Below are 20,471 nucleotides of genomic sequence, written 5' to 3' on the forward strand. Positions count from 1 at the left end.
AGGGGGACCTCGTCGCTGTGGTCCCTCCCGTGAATCACACCGCCCGGCTCAGCGGGAATCGCCGCATGAGTCGTACTCCGCAGGACTTGGTATAAGCCCTGAGCAGGTATGCCAAGTACATCGGCAGCACGAAGATAGGGCGGATTGCCGTGTAGGCAGATGTGATTATGCCCCTCTCGTTGACAATTGCTGAGCGGAGGCTTCTTTGGTCATTCTGGAGGTCTGTGAGACGCAGTACGATTTCGTCTTTGTCTACGACCTGATAAGTCTCAAAGGAACTCGGTAGAAGACCATCGTTCGAGTTGATGTCTTTGCGAATAATCCGCCCATAGCTCAGCGACAGCAGGTTATCCTCAATCATTCCCTTGTTGAGCTGGTCGCACTCAGTCGCAACGCTGTAGAGAGGCACCAGAGTCCAGCCATCAGGCACCTCCCCCAGCCACTCGACACCGCTATCTTTGTACTCGGGATACCTCGGGAAGCTCATGCGCTCAGCTCCTCGATCATCGCCTTAATGCGGTCGGTGGTCTGCTTCAGTTCCGCGTCGATCACCTCCAACGGACGCGGCGCGGCGAACAAGTAGAAGTGCCGGTTGAAGGGGATCTCGTAGCCGATCTTGGTTTTGTCGTGGTCGATCCAGGCGTCCGGGGCGTGGGGCAGGACCTCCCGCTTGAAGTAGCTGTCCACGTCCTCGTTCAGCGGCACGTTCTCGGTGTCGCGCAGCTTGGCGTCGGCCTGCGGCTTGCCCTTCTGCTTGCCGCGCGTGCCCAGCACGATCTTGCCGGCCTCGTCGCGCTCGGGCCGCTCCACCGTGATGGTGCGGTAGCCGAAGTCGCTGTTCCGGAAGATGCGGCTGATGGGCTTGCCGTCCCGCTCGGCCTCGACGAACTGGCCGAACAGGCGGGTGATCTCGTCGATGTGGGCGTCGGACAACTCCTTGCGCTTGCTGCCCAGGCTCTTGCGCATCTTCTGCCACATGCCGCCGGCGTCGATGAGCTGCACCTTGCCCTTGCGGTGCTCGGGCTTGCGGTTGCTGAGGATCCAGACGTAGGTGCTGATGCCGGTGTTGTAGAACATGTCCGTGGGCAGGCCGACAATGGCCTCCAGCAGGTCGTTCTCCAGCACGTAGCGGCGGATTTCGCTCTCGCCGCTGCCCGCCCCGCCGGTGAACAGCGGGGAGCCGTTCAGGACGATGCCGAAGCGGCTGCCGCCTTCGGACGCCGGGCGCATCTTGCTGATCAGGTGCAGCAGGAACAGCATGGAGCCGTCCGACACGCGCGGCAGGCCGGGGCCGAAGCGGCCGTTGTAGCCCTGGGTCTCGTGCTCCCTGCGGACCTCCTTCTCCACCTTCTTCCATTCCACGCCGAAGGGCGGGTTGGACAGCATGTAGTCGAAGCGCTTGTGCGGGTGCCCGTCGTCGGACAGCGTGTTGCCGAAGACGATGTTGGCCACGTCCTGCCCCTTGATGAGCATGTCCGCCTTGCAGATGGCGTAGGACTCGGGGTTCAGTTCCTGGCCGAAGACGGTCAGGCGGGCCTTGGGGTTGTGCTCCGCCAGGTACTCGCCGGCGATGGACAGCATGCCGCCGGTGCCGGCCGTCGGGTCATAGATGGTGCGGACCACGCCCGGCTTGGACAGCGCCTCGTCATCCTCGATGAACAGCAGGTTCACCATGAGGCGGATAACCTCGCGCGGAGTGAAGTGCTCACCGGCCGTCTCGTTCGACAGTTCGGCGAACTTGCGGATCAGCTCCTCGAAGACCAGCCCCATCTGGTGGTTGTCCACCGCGTCGGGGTGCAGGTCGACCTGGGTGAACTTCTCCACCACCTGATAGAGCAGCCCGGCCTTGGCCAGCCGCTCCACCTGGGCGTGGAACTCGAACCGCTCGAAGATGTCCCGCACGGCCGGGGAGAAGGCGGCGACGTAGCTGAACAGGTTCTCGCGAATATGGTCCTGGTCGCCCATCAGCGTCTTCAGGTCGAGCGGCGACGTGTTGTAGAAGCTCTGCCCGGCCTTGCGCAGAAGGAACGGCTCCGGGTTGATGCCGAGCTTCTGCTTCTCCTCGAACTCCGCCAGGACCGCGGCCTTCGTCGGGGCCAGCACGCAGTCGAGCCGCCGCAGCACCGTGAGCGGCAGGATCACCCGCCCGTATTCCGACTGTTTGTAGTCGCCGCGGAGGAGGTCGGCGACCGACCAGATGAATGCGGATAAGGCTTGCTGATTCATGACGTTGGCATTCCTGCGCTTCCCTCCGGTTGCGCTTTAAGAAGCGCAACCGCTGAGAGGCTAAGCGAGATACCACCGATGAGTCATCATGGTTGTTTAAGACGCGCGATATGTCGCTTTGCAAGGGATCATACGATAGTATGTTGCCTTCCAGGAGAACACGCCAAGATGAATTGCCGCCCTGATATTCAGCGTGGCTGGATGTCATGTGTCACGTAGCCGTTGCCGTCCACATCTGGCGACGAGGGACGGGAATGCGCGAGTTGGGGCGCTGCTCACTGCTGGCGGCCGACGGCAGGAAAATGTGGGTACGTTGTGGCCATTGACGAGGTCGCGACGTGGGGCCACAATCATCCCCAAGCTGACCGCACAGACCGGCTAAGCTGTTGATCTACAACAGGAATGGTGGAGCAACGTCAGGCTCCTGGCGCCCCAGCCACCTAATTCCCTGAGAGTTCAGGTACTTTGTCGCTTTTCCCTTTAAGCGGCAATTGCCGCTTATACGTGAGACTGCCTCACGCATAAGCGAGACGGTTCCGAACCGCTGTTTTCCGGAAATCATAAGCAGTGCCAACGGGTTGATACGCTTGCTGCGCACCCAAGCGGCGTTGCACGTTCTCCTGTCGACGACGCGCATCTCCGCATTCAGGTTTCGGATTCCTCTCGCCTAAAGGGATCACCATCGGAGTGGAGTCCTTAGAGACCTGATCATGCGGTGGTGTGCGGCGGGAGGCATGTGGCGATTGGTCGGACGCCACCACGGCAGTTGGATCACCTTTACTGATCATACAGCCATCAGGCTCAGCGGATTGGGAAACTTCGGATGCTGCCAATCGCCAATGAATTCTGGCCAGGGCGCCTCACACATGGCACTCTATTTATCCGTTCCGGAGAGAGCCTTAACCGGCAATAAGAACTCTGTCCCGGCTGACGAGACAGCACTTGCGGACTTCCATTCCCATCCAGGCGGCATTCTCTGAGACTTTGGAAATATCGAGTATCGCGGCGGGAGGTCGGCTGTTGACCACGCCGTGCTTTTGGACAGCGACTTATGCACCACTATCATTTCGCGCGGGTCCATCCCCCTCCCTCACCTCCGCCACGCGGGCTAGCGGCTGAGCGGCAGGCCCAGCCGCGCCGCGGTCACATCTTCCAGGATCACCTGCGAGCGCTCGCGATAGTCGGCTTCGGTGATAAGCTTCTTGGCCTTCAGGTCGGCTAGATCCCGCAACAGGCGTTCTGCGTCATCCTTGGCGAGTCGGGCTGGCTGAATGGCAACCGGATCGGGAGTTGGCGCGACCGGCTGCTCCGGCGGGGTCATAGCCACGCTGACAGAAGACGGGTAAACGTAGGCCGCCCCAGAGCCCATATCGACCGCTGCTCCGATTATACCACCGGCAAGGATGTTACCGAATGCCGCGCCCGCCGTTGAGGATTGAACTGCAGACGAGCCCTTCGATCCGTCTGGATGCTGGCACGACACAGTGAGATCACCATAAGCCTTGGTAACGGTTGTGGAGCCGGGCGTCTTCGGCACCGTCCACGACCCCTTCTCGTTCGCCAGCTTGCATTCAGCCCCACCCTTCGGAGGCGTATTTACCTCCACGGATTGGGTTGTACCTGCGGTAATCGAGGCGCAGGCAGATGTTCCCAGAAGCGCGACGAGCGCGACGAGAGGACGGATCATTAACTTCCCCCAGTAAGTACGCATGCGCGTTTTAGGATTGCGCTTCCTATTAAGCGCCACCAGAGAGAGTGTGGAGAGGAAATCTAAACAGTTTATGACTGAAGAGGGCCAACCAAAGCAACTTGATGCCTTGTTTCAGGCCAAGCCGCCCGTGCTTTCGTCTGGCTCAGAAGAGCGTACAGACACCTATGCGGGCCTGAAGGCTGAAGGGCAGTGTTGGCATTGCCAGTCGGCGTCGATCAGTCCTGCTGCTCTTTCAGCCGCACGCCCGGCCCGCCCTCGCCCTGGTAGGTGCCGGTGGGCATGAACTCGACGCCACCATTCTCTAACGCCGGTTGAGTCTTCCCCGACGCCCCGGCGAGTGCGGCACCGCTTCCCTTGATCCTGCTGATCTTATTCGACGTCACGCCAGCCTGTTTGGCGAGGTCACGCACGCCCGCTGTAGTGCAGTTCTTGCCATTCGGATTTGATTTCCCGTGATCATGCGAGTGTACTCAGTACCTATGAATTGCGATTATGTATTAACGACGCTCCCTGCGTCGATGCGTTGCAGCTATCGGAAGGCACAACGCAACGTTTAATGGGCGGCCCTTCCGGAACTGATTGCCTTAGGCGCCTGATTTACAGGAGCGCTCCAGGGCGTTCCATGGCTTCGCCTGGACGATCATTCCAACTCGATGATTTCGCGGGTGCCGGTTTTGGTCCGGCAGGTGAGGCTCGGCTTGGCGGTGCGCGCATCCCAGCCCATGCGGCAGTCGTCCATATCGCGATATCCGACGACACGGAAACTGCTGCGAGGCACATAACCGGACAGACCGGCGAGACTGATCTGGTACCACCCTGCATCATGAACCCGGGCGGGCACCTTCGCCCCCTTCTCCACTTTGCCGAGTTCCTCCTTGTCGGCGAAGTGGGGACTACTGAAGACACTGAGATCCTTGACCGCAAGCGCCACAATGGGAAGATCTTTCGGCGCCGCACGATGGGACGCCGCCGTTTGTACGGGCGATGGGGACTGGGCTGATGCGACTGCCGTGGTCTCGGCGTTGCGGGAAAGGGCCTTGACCTGCTCGATCACGCGTTGAACAGCCGGCCGCAGCGCCCGCTCGATCACAGGAACGGCATCCGAAACCTGCGCCACCACCGCAATCGCCCCGTCTTCGACCTGCGTGCGCATCTCCGGCGGCATGAACTGCCAAGCGCCAAGTGCCAGACCCGTCGCTACGCCGCCATGCAACAGCGTTTTCTTCAGGCGCCGGCGCCACGTCCTGGTCGGCGCCCTGGTCGGCGCCGGCTTTGGGCGTTGCGGTCGCTTGGGCGGCATGGGAACCTGACCGACGGACCCAGGTTTTGCCGTAGGCGCCAGTGGTTTAGCCGTATGGTCGAGCCTCGCGCACAGGCCGCAGGTGTTGCCCAGCATCCAATGGCTCTCGTCATTCGGACATTCGAACGTCTGCGGCTCGGTCAGTTCGCGCAGGGCCGCGACCCATTCAGCCGGGCGCGGCGGCGTGGTGTCGCCGGAAAAGGCCCGGTCGAACAACACCCGCAACGTGGGCGAAAACCATGTGTGGATGCTGTCCGAATCGGGCTTGATGTAAGGGTTGTCCTTCACCCCATAAGGATAAAACCGCCCGCCGTGCATCAGCCTGGCGCCCAGTTCGGATGGCAGCGCCGCCACGCCGGTCTCCCGGCCGGACATTGGATGGAGCGATTCATTGAGGAGTTGGAAGATGATGATCGCCAGCGCGAACTGGTCCTGAAGTCCGGCGTTGTCGTTAATCGATCTGCCATCGAATGAGACGCTGCCGTCGGCGCCCGGCGTGGCGGCTTTGGGATGCAGAAATTCCGGCGTGGCCAACGTTGCGTCATGGCGGCGGCCGTCCGGTCCGCGGATTTGAAAGCCGTCGCAATCCACCAGCACGACGTAAGCCGAACGCCTGGAATCGCTGGTGTCGTAGACCAGCGCGTTCTGGGGCTTCAGATCGATGACGTAATGACCGATCTCGTGCAGGCCGTCCAGGACGATGGACAGGTTCAGCGCCGCGTAAAGGCGCAGGCGCAGGCTCTCCGGGATCCCTCGGCGCGCGCGCTGTGTCGGACGGGTCACCTGCTGCAGGGTCCAGGCGTGGCCGAAATCGACGATCGGCATCGCGAAACCTCGGAGGACCCCGTTTTCGGTCAGAATGCCTTCCGGCCAAGCCATCTGGACCGTGCCGTTCAGCGTTTTGACGTTGCGCGGCGGCCGGGCGACCATCGCCCGCACCTTCTCGGCGTGCTCCGCCGCCGTCGCCGGATCGTTGTAGAGCTTCAGCGCGAGGTTCGGCAAAGCCGGATGGCGATAAACGGTGCCGGCGCCTCCCCCTCCCAGCCTCACAGCCGCGGCGGTGAAGTCGCGCAAAACGGTCTGCCCCATCGGGCCTTCGTAGACGATGTCCATGCGGTCAGCCGGCCGGTTCGCGGCCGATCCAGATCAGAGTCTTGTCGTCGCCGCTGATGCGGCGGGCGTCCTTGCTGCCAAGCGTGCCGTGCAGCGCCCGCGCTGCCGCTTCCGGATCGCTGGAGTACAGGAAACGGGACACCGGCCCCATGAAGTCCGGTTCCAGCGCAGCCCCATCGGCGGAGATCACGAAAGGCATGGCGCCATCGGTCATCGCAACCGCCACGCCGCCTTGAGCCAACGGGGGCGCTTCGCTGACGCGCAACTGGTCCGGCCAGTCCTCCATCGTCACGAACCAGGTCTGATTCGCGTACTCTCCGTTGCGCGGTTCCGACAGGACAACGTCGCCCCAGGCCGCCGTCGGCGCCACCGCGGCCAAGCCGTCCCCCACATGGGCAAGCAGCGTCCGTTCCGGTGTCGCCACCAGAGCGACCAGGGTGGCGTGGCAATCCTCCAGATCCAGACCGTCGGCCAGCAACGATCCACGGGCAAAATCAACCGCCTGGACAACCAGCGCACGAAAGGCCTCGGCTCCCTCGAAGCTCGTCGTGGGCGCGGCCAGGAAGGCCGAAGCGACCATCGACGACACACGCGTCGAGCCGGCCCGGGCGTGCCTCGCCGAGCCCGCACCGTCGCACACCACCGCCACGGCGCAGCCGTTCTCAACGCCAAAGGCCAGCGCGTCCTGTCCCTCCTGGTTCTTGGCTTCATGGGCGGGACCACGCACACAGGCCCCGATCAGGCGCCACCCGGGAGCGATCAAGCCACCGGGCGCGCCCTCGCTGTCGGTTTGGTGAAAGAGCATCGGCCGGGTCAGAGCGCCGCGGACATCCAGCCGCTCGGATTGGCCATGGCGACCTGCTGGCCGGATGCCTTCTTCGAGCCGGACTTGGCCGACTCCGACATCCACTTGAACATCTCCTTGAATTTGCTCTGCTCCAGGCGGACCGGTTGGCGATCGGAGGTGCAGAACTGCGACAACGGTCCAAGGTTGACCTGGCGGCCGATACCGATCGCCCAAAGGATGAACCTCTTGTCGTCCTGGGCCTGACGGGCGCGCGACGCAACCTCCTGGATCTCGTCGGTGGGCTCACCGTCGGACATGACGAACAGCCAGGGCCGCTTGTAGGTGACACCGGCCTGCCGGTAGCGCTGCTTCTGGTCCTCGATCATCGACATGGCCATGTCCACGGCCTTGCCCAGCGGCGTCGAGCCGTTGGCGCGGACGGCCGGGGCCTGGAAATCGGCGGCATCGGTGAACGACACCAGCGTTTCGACCTGATCGTCGTCGCCCATGCGGATGATCGCGACCTGCACGGCGTCGCAGGCGTCGTCGTCGTCCTTCAGATCCGCAGCGAGCAGCTTCAAGCCTTCGTTCAGGTCGGCGATGGCCCCGCTGTGCCCCATCGACAGCGATCCGTCCACAACCACGACGCACGGAAGACGTTCCGCCTTGTTCCTCTTCAGCGCAACATCGGGAATGAGTTGTTCATCCATAAGACACCTTCAGGCTGTGAGCCGCGGCACGACGCTGGGCGGGGACTTCACCCGTGGAGCGCGCAGGCCGCTCGCCTCCGGGAGATTCAAAACCAACTTTCGATTCCAAGAAATCCTACGCCGAAGGCAAATATCTTTTGCATTCTTCACAATGAAAGCCAGCGCATTGAGCGCCAGATACAGTTAAAGCGTTCGTTTTGGTGCTTGACCAATCCGGCGGATTTCCGATCAAAATCGGCGGCTTTTTCCCGGCATACACCGGAAAATCAGCAACGTCAATATGCTAATCCGCAAATTTTCAACCCACTCCAGCGCTCCTCCACGGCTTCGAACAGCTTAAGGGTTGAGTAGTTAGAAGATAAAGTGCATTTTTGGAGGCCTTGGCGAGCGCAATGCCATATCACAAACGATCGCCGATTTTTCATGGTTAACAATATATTTCTTTTTGACAGCCCTCACCAACCGCCTTCAGGAAGCGGAAATTCCACTTGCGAGTCTTGGTTTGTTTTGTTTTGTTTTCGCAACGCTGGCGAACTCCGCCGCGAACGATTCTTAAGACGCGCAAGAGGTAATTGCAAATGCCCTCCCTCGCGAAACTCAGCCTGCGCTCCTCGGTTGCAGGCTGTGCGCTCCTCGCCGCGGTGCCGACCACTTTGCTGAACGCTTTGCCGGCCGCCGCCGGCACGAGCTATCAGATCCAGTGCCAGGAGACGGGCAAGCCCTGTCGCGAGACCGAGACCCTGCTGCCGTTGCGCGTGCTGCCGCGTCCGAGCGCCAGCATCTTCAAGTCCAAGGACTCCGCCCCCGGCAATGTCGCCGTCGAGAACGTGCCGGCCTTCCGCCCGCTGTTCGTCTTCGCGCGCGAGGGGGTGGACTACACCGACCCGACCAACCCGAAGGGCTGGTATCAGGTCGGCGGGGGCGAAGCCACGCCGGAGGGCTGGATGCCGGCCAAGGATGTCATGGAATGGCGGCAGGCGCTGGTCGTCGCCTACACCCACCCCGGCGTCGGCCGGGAAGCGCGCCATCCCGTCCTGATGTTCGACAACCAGGCGGCCCTGGAACAGATCGCCCTGGGCAAGGACCGGGAGTCCGAAGCCGGCAAGATTTACGAGGCGGTCGAGAAGGGCGAGAAGCCGAAGTCGGTCGTGTCGATCGAGCCCAAGCGCTTCGCCGACATCGAAGACAATTTCTACGTTCTGCCCGTCCTGGACTTCAAGTCCGTCACCAAGTTCGACGACGAGACGCGGCTGCTCCAGCTCGCGGCGGCGGTTCCGGGCAAACGGTCGGACGAGACGAACCAGACCACGCTGGGCAATGCCGCCTACGCGCAGGCGAGCGCCGCGAAGGCCACCCTGTCCGGCGACGCGGCCAAGGGGCTGAGGGTCGACATCGTCTTCGTGATGGACCTGACCGGCTCGATGGGACCGTTTGTGGAGAGCACCAAGACCGCCATCACCGACCTCACACGCGCCATCACCAAAGACCCGATGCTGAAGGAGGCCGTGCGCTTCGGTATCGTCGGCTACCGCGACGACTTGCGGGTCGAGCCGAAGCTGGAGTTCGTATCAAAGAACTTCACGCCGACGCTGCTCCAGGACACCGATTTCGTATCGGTGATCGACCAGCAGGTCCGCGCCTCCGCCGTCAGCAGCGACGATTACGCCGAGGAGGGCTATGCTGGCGTCAAGACCGCACTGAACGAGACCGCCTGGACCGACGGCGCCCTGCGCTTCATGGTCATGGTCGGCGATGCCTCCGCCCATGAGCCGGGCCACAAGCAGAGCACCACGCGCCTCAGCGCGGCCGAACTGCGTCACATGGCCAACGACCAGCATGTGTCCGTCTTCTCGGTCCATCTGAAGGCGCAACGCTACGCCAAGGACCACCCGAAGGCGGAGGAGCAGTTCTCGACGCTGGCCAACAACCCCGGCACCAGCGCGCCGGCCCTTTTCTCCTTCGATGCCGACAAGCCCGACGAATACGCGACGGTGGTCAAGCAGATCTCCAGCCAACTGTCGGAGCTGGTCGACGCGGCGCGCAAGGGCCGCGAGGTCGTCCCGGACACGCTGAGCGAGTCGGCGACCGTTCTCTCCTCGGCCTCCTCCACCGCCGGGGCCCCAGCCGGCGGCGACGCCGAACTGAAGGACGAAGGCTGGAACCCGGAGGCCCGCCAGAAGGAGTTGCTTGGCCCCCAGGCCGATCGGCCCGAGGTGAAGGAGCAGGCCCAGAAGATCAACGAGGTCGCGGCAGCCGCCCTTATCAACTATCTGGGCGGCGACACCGTCCGCGACCTGACCTTCTGGGCGATGGACCGCGACCTGATCGACCCGCGCAAGAAGGCGCTGGACGTCCGCGTCCTGGTCAGCAAGACGGAGCTGAACGACCTGATCGGCGCCTTGCAGAAAGTCACCGATGCGCTGTCCACCGCGGAGGTGGCGCAGCTGGAGTTCTTCACCGCGCTCCAGTCCGTCATGGCCCAGACGACCACGGGCACGCCGATCGACTTCGAAAAGGCGCAGAAGCTGTCGCAGACCGAGCTGATGCCCAAGTGGATCGAGAAGCTGCCGTACCGCAGCGCGATCATGGAGATGAACAACGCGACCTACGAGGCGCTGACCCCCGACGAGCGCGTGACCCTGGAGCAGTCGCTCCAGTCCAAGCTCCAGTACTACGTCGAGGTGAACGCCAACGTGGACGCCTGGAAGGTTCTGGACGGACGAGGCGCCGACACGGCGAAGGTCTACGCCTTGCCGCTCGACGCCCTGCCCTGATCCAAGGCACCACCCGGTCCATGACCACCACGATCCGCAAGCCCGCCGCTGTCGCCACGGCGGCGGGTGCCCTCTTGTCCGTCCGCGACCTGCGCAAGGCGCGCAGCCAGGCCGACGCGCGCTTCGAACTGCACGTGCCCGACTTCGCGGTCGCGCCCGGGCAGTTCGTGGCGATCGTCGGCGACAGCGGTTGCGGCAAGAGCACGCTGCTCGACACGCTCGCCCTGGTGCTGCGGCCGACGTCCTGCGCCGACTTCGTGCTCGGCGCCGGGCATGGCTTCCCTGCCGCCGATCTGCAGGATCTCTGGGCGCTCGGCGACCAGGACGGGTTGGCCGCCATCCGGCGCACGCAGCTTGGCTACGTGCTCCAGACCGGTGGGCTGCTGCCCTTCCTCTCGGTGGAGGAAAACATCCGCCTGCCGACCCGCCTCGCCGGGACGACCGCAGACAGGGACGAGATCCGGGCGCTGGCGACGCGCATCGGCATCGCGGACACGCTGTCCAAGAAGCCGCAGCACCTGTCCGGCGGACAGCGCCAGCGGGCGGCGATCCTGCGCGCGCTGATCCACAAGCCGCGACTCATCCTGGCCGACGAACCGACCGCCGCCGTGGACAAGGCCCGCGCCGGTGCCATCGTGGCGGATTTCGCCGCCCTGGCCCGCGACCGCGGCACGACCATCGTTATGGTCACGCACGACCGCGATCTCGTCCGTCCCTTCGCGGACGCGACCTACAGCTTCACCCTGTCGCAGACGTCGCAGACCGAAATTCGCTCGGTCTGCCACCGGCTTTCATGAGGGCGCACCGATGACCCGACGCGTCCCTTCCCATCCCGCCGGCACGCCTGAACGCTGGACCATCGGGCGGCTCGCCCTGGCCGATCTGCGCCATGAGTGGATCCTCAGCCTGTGCATGGTGCTGGCGCTGGCGGCCATCCTGGCGCCGCTGCTGCTTCTGCTCGGGCTGAAGAACGGCACGATCGAGACGCTGCGCAACCGGCTGGTGGAGGACCCGGTGTTCCGGGAACTTAAACCCGACGGCACTCTCACCCTGCCGGACTCCTGGTTTGCGGCAACCGCAAGCGACCCTCGCGTCAGCTTCGTGGTGTCGACCATTCTGCGCGGCTCCTCCATTGTCCGTCTGGCGCCGGAAGGGAGCGACCGCAGCGAACCGCTGGATTTGCTGCCGACGGCGCCGGGCGACCCTCTGCTTGTGGAAAACAAGACGCCGATCCCCGGTTCCGGCGAGGCCATCCTGTCCGCGGACGCCGCCGACAAGCTGAAGGTCACCACAGGCAACCGTGTCGAACTTCAGGTCGCCCGCGTGCGCCAGGGACGACGGGAGATGGCGACCCAGCTTCTGACCGTGGCCGCCGTTCTGCCGCCGCGCGCGGATCCGCTGCCGCGCGTCTACACGACCCTGCCGCTGGCCATGGACGTGGAGAACTACCGCGAAGGACTTGCCGTGCCGACCCGAAGCTGGCCCGGCGGAACGCCCCACGCCCACCAGAGCTTTGACGGTGCCTACGTGCTGACGCGGGAGCGGATCGACCCGCTGACCGCGCGGACGCTGACCATCGGCACCGGCTTCACCCGAATGGACCCATTGCCCGCGACATCTCTGGCCGAGCGGACCGGCATCGCGCTGCCGGACGGCTGGGGTGCGCTGACGCTGGAGATCGTCCAGAATCCGGTCGGCTGGGAGGCCGTGCGGTCCGTCAGGGACAAGCTGCGCGGCCGCAACGCCATCGTGATCCCCTTCCTGCACGACAGCGCCCTGCAGTTGGATGGCGCGGCCGTGCCGGTGCTCGGCCTGTCGCTGTCACCGGAACAAACGGCGGCCCTCGGCCTGCCGGAGCAGCCCTGGGGGCCGGCCAGCGAAGCCCGACGCTTTGACGACTACGCCCGCATCCTGCTCCCTCGGGGCAGCGCCGTCACCGGGACCGTCGGCGTCCGTTTGTCCATGGGGGGAGCCTCCGGCGTCACCGTCGCCGCCCTGCCGGTCCGTGTCGACGGCGTCGTGGCCGGACCGCGCGCGATCGTTCCGTCCGAGCTTCTGGGTGCGCTGCGCACCGCCACCCTGCGTCAGGTCGTCCACGACCCGGCGCAGGGGGCGCTGCTCCTGGCGCCGGCGGGCTACCGCGGCTTCCGGCTCTACGCCCGCAGCATCGACGACGTGGCCAGCCTGCACCGGCATCTGCGGGACCAGGGAATCGAAACCAACGCCAAGGTCCAGGCCATCGAACGCATCCGCACCCTGGACCGCGGCCTGACGCGGATTTTCTGGCTGGTGGCGGTGGTCGGCATCTTGGGCGGCATGGCGGCACTGGTCGCCAGCCTCTACGCGGCGGTGGAGCGCAAACGGCGCGACCTGTCGCTGATCCGCTTGATGGGCCTGCCGCCACGCTCCGTATTCGGCTTTCCCGTGTGGCAGAGCGCGGTGCTGGCGCTGCTGGCCTCCGGCTTGGCCATCGGCGGCTTCCACGCGCTGGCGTCCGTCATCAACGGGGTTTTCGCCGGCGACCTCGAATTGGGCGAACGGCTGTGCCACCTGCCCCCATCCGTCCTGGCCGGCGCCGCGTCGGCCACCGTTGTCGGCGCCGTCCTGGCATCCCTGTACGCGGCGTGGCGCTCCACCCGCATCGATCCTGCGGAGGCAATTCGTGTCGAATAACCGCATCACGGTCCTGGCCGCGCTGGCCGCCATCGTCACCGTCCTGTCGGCGCCGGCCTTCGCGAAATGCGACCACGAGGGTGAGGGCGATTCCCGCTTCGACCCATGCCCGGCCCCGGATGACTTCCTTCTGCCGATGCCAAGCGGCCTGCAGATGGTGTTCCGCAAGATCGCCGTGCCAGGCGAGAATTTCTGGGGCAGCTTCGAGCGCGTCGTGCAGATCGGCGATCCGCAAGGCGAAATTTTCGAATCTCCACAAAAGGCCATGGTCGGCGGCTCGTTCCAGGACGACCAGGACAAGCGCTGGGTCTACCACATCGGCAAGTACGAGGTGTCGAAGGCCCAGGTCGCCGCCGTGCTCGGCCAAGGCGACATGGCCAAGGGTGTGCAGCGCCTGATCGAGATCTCCGGCAACCCCGACGAAAAGGACCTCGCCCAGCTCACCGGCGAGGACCTCGACCGCGAGCTGTCCATGCCCATGGCCTGGATCTCCTGGTACGACGTCCAGAACTTCCTCGCCGCGTACAACCGTTGGTGCTATGCCGACAAAACCTGCCGGTCCAAGCTGCCCACCATCGGCGCGCAGGGCGAAAACTACCGCATGCCCGGCTTTCTGCGCCTGCCGACGGAAGTGGAGTGGGAATACGCGGCGCGCGGCGGAGTGGACAACGCGAACTTCGGCGCCGCCCTGCCCTTCGACCGCAAGGACTGGAAAACCTACGCCTTCGTAAAGCCCAATGCGAAGAGCAAGCCCCGGCGCATCGGTTCGCTGGACAGCGTCAGCGGCCTGCACGACATGTTCGGAAACGTGCAGGAGCTGACCGCCAACCTGTTCCAGGCCGAGCTCGGCCAGGGCAAGGCCGGCGCGCTGGTGGCGCGCGGCGGCAGCTTCCTCGACACCGACCGCAGCATCCGTTCCGCGGCGCGGTCGGAGGTCGGTCTCTACCAGGAAAAGGGCGACGCCATCGTCGAGGTGCGCTCGCCCACCACCGGCTTCCGTCTGGCCATCGGCAGCCCGGTGCTGCCGACCAAAGGCTACATGGAACAGCTCCAGCGCGAGCACCAAGCCTACATGGAGACGATCCGCGCCAAGACTCCGGCCGGCCAATCCCTGCTGAACGGCGGCGCGCAGGCGTCGAACGCGCTGCAGACCGCGCAGACCAGCCTCGTGCAGATCTCCAGCACCATGAGCGAGACGCGCGACCCGAAGCTCGAACGCGAACTGGCCCAGGTCCGCTCGGCGCTGACCGATGCGTCCAAGCAGCTCGATCTGCGCAACCAGGAAGTCTGCTCCAAGTCGCTCGAGGAAGGCGTGTTCTTCGCCACGCTGTACGGCCGCGCCGTCCGCCAGGCCGAATTCTACGAGCGCTTCGCGGCGCTGCGGTCGAAGCGCACCGATCTCAGCGCCACCGACCAGCAGCAGGTTGCCGACGTCCTGAAGAACGCGGCGAGCAACCGCGTCGACGCCGACATCTATTTCGCCAAGTACCAGGAGAAGCTGAGCGAGGTCGGCGGTTGCGGCGACCGTCTGGCGTCCGCCAGCGCCGAACATTTCAAGGCGCAGATCGCCGCCGGCAAGGTCAACCTGGCCGGCAAGGTCGCTTTCGACCTCTTCGCCGACCACTTGGCCGCGCTCACAACCAAGAAGGCCGATTTCGAGGCGTGGCGCGACGCCATCATCCAGCGCTTCAAGGACATCAACGTTTTCAACCAGCTTTGACCGCAGCCCGGTCGGAAGGAGAATTCCCATGAAACGCACCCTGAAGATGTCCGTCTGCACGGCCGTGATCGGGTCGCTGCTGCTCACCGCCTGCGCCACCTCCGGCAAGAACGACGCCACCGTCCAGGGCGGCGTCGGCGGCGCGGCCATCGGCGGCCTCATCGGGGCGCTGGTCGGCGGCCGGCAGGGCGCCCTGATCGGCGCGGCCATCGGCGGCGGCGTCGGTCTGGTCGCCGGGTCGGTCATCGACGAGCGCCGGAACGCCTATGCGTCGGACGAGGATTTCTACGACGGGCAGATCGCGCAGACCCGCGCCCTGAACACCGAAGTCAGCAAGCGCAACGGGTTTCTGCGCGAGGAAATCGCCCTGGACCAGAAGGAAACCAAGCGTCTGGCCACCCAGGCCAAGGCCGGCAAGGCCCGCAAGGACCAGCTGGTCGCCCAGAAATCTTCGCTCGACGAGCGGCGCCAGAAGAACACACAGCTGATGGCTGAACTGGACAAGGAACTGCTGGTCCAGAAGGAAGTGCTGGCCAAGGCCGAAACCGCGCCGGGCGGCGCCGCCAACCCGCGCGCGCAGGCGATGAAGGTCCAGGTCGCCTCCCTGGAGAAGGAAATCGGCGAGCTTCAGAAAATGGTCAACGACATGGGCACGCAGAGCGCGACCCTCGGCCAGTACCTGTAAGCCCACGACTCCAAGGAATCCGACATGGTTTTCGTTCGCATCGCGACCCGGACGCGCGTCCTGCTGACCGCCGGCGCCGCCCTGCTCGCCCTTTCGGCCTGCCAGTCCACGCCCCAGCAATGCGATCCGCGGCAGGGCGGCTTCATCGGCGGGGCCGCCGGCTTGATGAGCGGCTGCTACGAACAGCGCGTAGAGGAGCGCAAGCAGACCCTGTCCTCGGCGCAGAGCATCGCGCAGCAGCTTCAGTCCGAGAACAACCGCCTTCAGGGCGAGAAGACCGCCTCGGCCGGCGAGCGGACCCGGGCCCAGGCCCAGCTCGCCTCGCTGGACAAGGACAACGCGACGCTCCAGCGCCGTCTGAACGGCCTCAAGGCATCGACGGAGGAGCAGGCCAGCCGCAAGAAGGCGCTCAACCAGCAGTTGGCCGACATCAACCGCCGCATCGGCGAAGCGCGCGCCAAGGCGAACGCCGGCGGAGCGGACGACGCGGAGGTGCAGCGCGAGGTCGAACGCCTCACGCGGCAGCGCGACGCCCTCAGCGACGACATCGCGGCGGCGCTCAAGGGGCAATGATGCGCGCTTTCCGCAAGCGGATTCTCATCGGGGTGGCCGGCGGGCTCCTGGCCGGCGGCGTGGCCGCCTGCTCCGACCCCGGAGCGGCACCCGCCGCTCCGGACGGGGCCGGTTCGCGCACCATCACCTGGGTCGCGCCGAACCGGCCGGCGCAGGCCGGCGCCGCACTGCCGGCCGGTGGTCACCAGACCGACCGCATGGACGCGGCCACCCTGCGCTGGCTGGCCGAGGAGATGGCCCGGCTGGGCTATTACGGCGGAGCGACGGACAAGCCGGACGCCGCCCGCGTGGTCGCGGCGGTGCGGGCCTTCCGCCTCGACGCCGGCCTGCCCGCACAGGAACCGCTGGTGGACGAAGCCCTGCAACGCCGGCTGGGCAGCGCGCCAGCGCCCGGCGTGGCGCGGGAGAACCGGGTCGTGGTCGTCGAAGAGCTTCGCTGTGAAGACGCGTCCGGCGAATGGGCGCTGGTCTATGAGGGTGAACGGGTAGCCGACTCGTCCACGCCGAACGGGCTGGTTCCGGTCCGCATCGACCGGCGGCTGGGCTTCCGTCACCACCCCGACGCGCCCGACAGCGTCGACGCGACGGACTGGTGGTGCGTCCCACACCGGCGCATCTGTCACAGCCCCGTCAGCTTCACCGATTGGGGAGGCAATCTTCAGCCGGGCGCCGTGGTTGGTTTCCATCCCAGCCGCATCCTGTCCGGAAACGGGTCCTGGGAGAACCAGCTGGCCGCCCTCATCGTGCAGCGATGCGGTCGCACCGGCGAGGTGGCGCGGTGAGGCGTGCGGTCCTGCTGTCCGGCTTGCTGCTGGCCGCCACTCCGGCGTGGCGTGAATCCCCGGTCCTGGCCGCGGCCGGGGCCGATTTGGACACGGCGGCGCTGATCGTGTCGGCGAACCATCTGGCCCGTCCGGAGCCGGCGCGCATCCCGCGCCGATCCATAGCGGCGTTCCAGGACTATCTCGCGACGCTGGATCCCTATTCCCGTTATCTGACACCGCAGGACGTGGCGGCGCGCAGGGCCGTGGGCGCCGCTCACCGCGGCGTGGGCGCCCTGGTCACGGAGTCGCCGGAGGGCCTGCTGGTCGTTCCCCTCCAGGGCAGCCCGGCGGCGGCGGCGGGAATCTCCGGCCCCTCGCTCCTTCTCGCCGTGAACGGGCGGACACCGCCCGCCGACGTCGATGACCTGCGCGTCCTGCTCGACCCCCTCGGCGAGGTGGACCTGACGCTGCGCGATCTCGTGACCGGCCAGCGCGCCACGCGCCGCGTCCCCCTCCGCGCGTTCGAGATCCCGCCGGTCGAAACCCTGACGGTGAGCGGGCGCACCATCATCCGCCTGCACGTGTTCGAGAGCGGGCGGACGGTGCCGGCTTTGCGTGCCGCGCTGGCCCGCGCCGCCGCAGGGTCCGGCGCCCCCGTTCTCGACCTGCGGTACGCCAGCGGCGGTGACCTGCTGGAAGCCATCGACTCCGTGTCGCTGCTGCTCGACCGTGCCGTGCCGGTCGCCGTGACGCGCGACGGGACCGGCCGGGAGACCCCGTTCCGCAGCCGTCCCGGCCAGAGCGTGGTCGCCCCGGTCGTCTACATCCTGGTCGGCCCGCAGACCGCCAGCGCCGCCGAGGTCTTCGTCCGCGCCCTGGCTCACTGGCGGTACGGTTTCACCATCGGTCAGACGACCTACGGCAAGTGTGTGGCTCAGAAAACCTTTCCACTGCCCGATGGCGGCGGGCTGGTGCTGACGACGGCGCGCATCCTCGATCCCGCCGGGACGGACTGCGCGGGCAAGGGCCTCACCCCGGACCTGCCGGTGGCCGGAAACATCCATGACACGGCGCGGGTGCTGCGCACGCTCGATACCTTCCTTGACGACGCGCGGGTCGTGTGCCGGGCCGCCCCTCTGCCGAACCGCCGAGCGGCCCCACAGGCGGCCCCACAGGCGGAAGACGAACTGGGGTGGAAGAACGGCGTCGGCCGGATGCGGCCGGTCGCGCTGAACGGGCCGGGCGGCACGACACAGCTGTGCCTGATGCCGCCGCTGCCGGCCGCCGCCGCCGCCGCCTTGCGGCGCGAGCAGGCCAAAACCGCCACGAGCCCGCTGGACCTGCGCCACGCTCCCCCGGCCGCCCCTGCAGCCGTCCCCCCGCCTGCCATCACGCGCCCGGTGCCCACGCGGGACGCTCCGAAGGTCCCGTCGAAAGCCGCCGCAGCCCCGCCACCGGCCCGCGACGACGCCACCGACCCGGCGGCGCCGCTTCGGCCGACCAACCGTGACGATTGAACCGCCGTCCAGCCCGGGACGACACAAGCAGAGAGAAGACGACGAATGAAGACGCGAGGCAAGACGTGGTTGGGCCGGGGTGCGGCGGCGTTCATTCTGGTTGCCGCCGCGATCGGCGGGCCGATGGCCGCAGGGGCAGCCGATCCGGCGCAGACCCTGTTCTCCGAAGCGCTGACCCTGACCACCAAGGCCCGCAACGAGCCGGACGCCGTCAAGCGGGCCGACATGCTCCGGCGTGTCATCGGCAACCTGGACAAGATCGTCGCCGAGCACCCGAACACCAAGCTCGCCGTGCTGCTCCGCGACGGCAAGCCCATCGGCGCCTTCGAACGCAAGCAGGTCGAACAGCTTCTCGCGGAGACCGGCGTCCAGACCGCGCCGCAAACCGCGCCGCAGCCCGCGGAGCCCCCGCCGGTGCAGCAAACATCGCCCCAGATCGCCGCCGCTCCGGATGCGGCACCGGAACCGCCGCGCCCTGCCCACGGGCGCGGGTTGCCCATCGACGCCGATCCGACCACCCCGACCGGCCAAATGTTGTCCGACATCGCCGTCGGGATCGACAGCTTCCTGGCAACGCGGACGGTGCCGTTCTCCCCCAGCGTGCGCGAGCCGTTGCGCGCGGTCGAGCAGGGAGACCGGATCGTCGTCCAACTCCGCGGCTTTCAGGTGGAAATGGGCAGCGCGCGGCTCGAATTCGGCGACATCGACGTCGGCGTGAAGCGGTTGGCTGGAGACACTGGCTACGTCGTCGATTTCAAGGTCCCGCCCGAAGTGGCGATGTTCGTCAGCCACACGCAGAAGCTGATGTCCTTCACCATCGCCGAAGGTTCGGCGTCCGGAACGTGGCGCAAGGACTTGGGCTTCCTGACCGACGGCGACCTCGACCTGACGGGCCTTCGCGCCCGCGCCCACAAGGGCGACGCGATCATTGACATCTGCCGCCTGGATTCGCTGAAGGGACGGCAGGCGACGAAGGAGGCCGACGGCACGCTGTCGATGACCAGCCTTCTGGAAATCAATTCCCTCCTCATGACCCCGCCCGAACCCGGCGATCCGCGCCTTTCGGTGAAGCGCGTCGTCATCGGGAGCGAAGGCCGGGGCATCAGCGTCGAGACCGTGAAGCGGCTTCAGGACTTCGGCGGACTTCAGGCGATTGGCGCAATGCAGGGCGAAGCCCACTCCGCCTTGCAGTTTCTCGACATCCTCGCGCAAGCCGCGTGGGACGGCATAAAGCTCCACTATGCGGTCGACGGATTCGCCTTCGCCAAGGGAGCGCAGACCGTCCTGTCGGCGGAGCGCCTGGCCCTCGACATAGGCTTTGACAACAAGGCCGACATGGCCGCCGTCGAGGTCGGCGTGGACGTGCAGAAGGTCACGACCGCGCTTCAGGAGGTCAAGCAGGTTCCGGACGAACTGCTTCCCCACAGCCTCACGGTTTCGACGCGGCTCGACCGACTGCCCGCCAAGACCATCGCCGAACTGGGCAAGTCGTGGTTCCAGGGCGAAACGGGAAGGACCACCGCGGCCGCCCCCCTCTCCGCCATGCAGAACGCCGTGTTCGAGGCGAAGCCGGAACTGGGGATCAAAACACTGGCGGTCGCGGCGAAGCAGGCACAAATCAGCACGACCGGTGCCATCGCGATCAATCCCATTGCGAAGCTGATGGTGTCCGGCGGGTTCGACGTTCAGGTCGTCGGACTGGACCTCATCAAGGCCCGGCTCGACAAGGACGGCGCCACCCAGCCGCAGCTTGCCGAGATGGTGCCGGTCGTCGTCGGGCTGCGCGGCCTTGGCGAGCCGTCGAAGCTCGGCGACCGCAACGCGCACTCGTACCGCGTCGACATCAACACCGATGGCGGCATCACCATCAACAACACCCCTTGGGAAACGCTCATCCCCAAGAAGCGCCCCTGATCCG

The 20,471-nt window shown here is 66.0% G+C and carries 16 protein-coding genes; 9 read left to right on the plus strand and 7 right to left on the minus strand.

Going from position 1 to position 20,471, the window contains the following annotated elements; translation table 11 throughout:
* Positions 1–34: 34 nt before the first annotated feature.
* The 7 genes from FHW79_RS15645 to FHW79_RS15675 all read right to left on the minus strand — a co-directional run bounded on the left by FHW79_RS15645 (position 35) and on the right by FHW79_RS15675 (position 7,775).
* Positions 35–487, minus strand: a complete 453-nt coding sequence (locus FHW79_RS15645; RefSeq protein WP_183179785.1) for a hypothetical protein — start codon at positions 485–487, stop codon at positions 35–37.
* On the minus strand, positions 484–2,226 hold the full coding sequence (locus FHW79_RS15650; RefSeq protein ID WP_183179786.1) for a class I SAM-dependent DNA methyltransferase: 1,743 nt from the start codon (positions 2,224–2,226) through the stop codon (positions 484–486). The genes FHW79_RS15645 and FHW79_RS15650 overlap by 4 nt, the downstream gene beginning before the upstream one ends.
* 1,108 nt (positions 2,227–3,334) lie before the next feature.
* Positions 3,335–3,913 (minus strand): hypothetical protein, encoded by a 579-nt coding sequence (locus tag FHW79_RS15655; protein WP_183179787.1) that lies wholly within the window; start codon positions 3,911–3,913, stop codon positions 3,335–3,337.
* Positions 3,914–4,152: 239 nt separating this feature from the next.
* On the minus strand, positions 4,153–4,347 hold the full coding sequence (locus FHW79_RS15660; RefSeq protein ID WP_211108316.1) for a transcriptional regulator: 195 nt from the start codon (positions 4,345–4,347) through the stop codon (positions 4,153–4,155).
* A gap of 230 nt (positions 4,348–4,577) precedes the next feature.
* On the minus strand, positions 4,578–6,350 hold the full coding sequence (locus tag FHW79_RS15665; RefSeq protein ID WP_183179789.1) for a hypothetical protein: 1,773 nt from the start codon (positions 6,348–6,350) through the stop codon (positions 4,578–4,580).
* 4 nt (positions 6,351–6,354) lie between these two features.
* A complete protein-coding gene (locus tag FHW79_RS15670; protein WP_183179790.1) occupies positions 6,355–7,260 on the minus strand; it encodes a PP2C family serine/threonine-protein phosphatase in 906 nt (301 codons plus the stop codon).
* Positions 7,164–7,775 (minus strand): VWA domain-containing protein, encoded by a 612-nt coding sequence (locus FHW79_RS15675; RefSeq protein ID WP_183179791.1) that lies wholly within the window; start codon positions 7,773–7,775, stop codon positions 7,164–7,166. The genes FHW79_RS15670 and FHW79_RS15675 overlap by 97 nt, the downstream gene beginning before the upstream one ends.
* A 650-nt stretch (positions 7,776–8,425) precedes the next feature.
* Between FHW79_RS15675 and FHW79_RS15680 the strand changes: the two genes are divergently transcribed.
* From FHW79_RS15680 to FHW79_RS15720, 9 genes are read left to right on the plus strand one after another with little or no spacing between them, the layout of a single operon-like run.
* Positions 8,426–10,621: a vWA domain-containing protein gene (locus FHW79_RS15680; protein ID WP_183179792.1), complete on the plus strand. Its 2,196-nt coding sequence runs from the start codon at positions 8,426–8,428 to the stop codon at positions 10,619–10,621.
* A gap of 20 nt (positions 10,622–10,641) precedes the next feature.
* The gene (locus FHW79_RS15685) at positions 10,642–11,418 is read left to right on the plus strand and encodes an ATP-binding cassette domain-containing protein (RefSeq protein WP_183179793.1); all 777 of its coding nucleotides are present in this window, start codon (positions 10,642–10,644) and stop codon (positions 11,416–11,418) included.
* 10 nt (positions 11,419–11,428) lie between these two features.
* A complete protein-coding gene (locus FHW79_RS15690; protein WP_183179794.1) occupies positions 11,429–13,294 on the plus strand; it encodes an FtsX-like permease family protein in 1,866 nt (621 codons plus the stop codon).
* Positions 13,284–15,014: an SUMF1/EgtB/PvdO family nonheme iron enzyme gene (locus FHW79_RS15695; RefSeq protein ID WP_183179795.1), complete on the plus strand. Its 1,731-nt coding sequence runs from the start codon at positions 13,284–13,286 to the stop codon at positions 15,012–15,014. The genes FHW79_RS15690 and FHW79_RS15695 overlap by 11 nt, the downstream gene beginning before the upstream one ends.
* A 28-nt stretch (positions 15,015–15,042) precedes the next feature.
* Positions 15,043–15,699, plus strand: a complete 657-nt coding sequence (locus FHW79_RS15700) for a glycine zipper domain-containing protein (RefSeq protein WP_183179796.1) — start codon at positions 15,043–15,045, stop codon at positions 15,697–15,699.
* Between the two features lie 24 nt (positions 15,700–15,723).
* Entirely contained in the window at positions 15,724–16,272 is a 549-nt protein-coding gene (locus FHW79_RS15705) for a hypothetical protein (protein ID WP_183179797.1), read from the plus strand.
* Positions 16,269–17,054 carry a hypothetical protein gene (locus FHW79_RS15710; protein ID WP_183179798.1) on the plus strand — a complete coding sequence of 262 codons (786 nt, stop codon included), beginning with the start codon at positions 16,269–16,271 and terminating at the stop codon, positions 17,052–17,054. Before FHW79_RS15705 ends, FHW79_RS15710 begins: the two co-directional genes overlap by 4 nt.
* A complete protein-coding gene (locus FHW79_RS15715) occupies positions 17,051–18,553 on the plus strand; it encodes a S41 family peptidase (protein ID WP_183179799.1) in 1,503 nt (500 codons plus the stop codon). The genes FHW79_RS15710 and FHW79_RS15715 overlap by 4 nt, the downstream gene beginning before the upstream one ends.
* Positions 18,554–18,598: 45 nt before the next feature.
* The gene (locus FHW79_RS15720; RefSeq protein ID WP_183179800.1) at positions 18,599–20,467 is read left to right on the plus strand and encodes a hypothetical protein; all 1,869 of its coding nucleotides are present in this window, start codon (positions 18,599–18,601) and stop codon (positions 20,465–20,467) included.
* Positions 20,468–20,471: the final 4 nt, after the last annotated feature.

Origin of the sequence: Azospirillum sp. OGB3 (assembly GCF_014192915.1) — a bacterium.
Classification (GTDB): domain Bacteria; phylum Pseudomonadota; class Alphaproteobacteria; order Azospirillales; family Azospirillaceae; genus Azospirillum.